The sequence below is a fragment of the Erythrobacter sp. HI0063 genome, assembly GCF_001635685.1.
GTDB lineage: Bacteria > Pseudomonadota > Alphaproteobacteria > Sphingomonadales > Sphingomonadaceae > Qipengyuania.
On record NZ_LWFF01000217.1, the window covers coordinates 1 to 203 of the forward strand.

Sequence of the window (203 nt, forward strand, 5' to 3'; positions counted from 1 at the left end):
CGGATCGTAGGCTTCGTCGTAATCGTAATAGCCCGATCCGAGATAGAGCCAATTGGCGGTCAGACGCTTGCGGTCGCCCTCGGCGGTTTCGACCGTAACGTGCCAGCAAGCATGGGCTTCGCGCCAGTCTGCGGCGAGGACGGTGTGGCCCGTACGGATGTGCTCGCGAATGCCGCGCTCGTCCACGATGCGGTTGAGATAAT

1 pseudogene is annotated in these 203 nt (G+C 61.6%); it reads right to left on the reverse strand.

What is annotated here, in order from left to right:
• Positions 1–203 (reverse strand): annotated as a pseudogene (locus tag A3736_RS17530) (FAD-containing monooxygenase EthA); the annotation flags it as partial.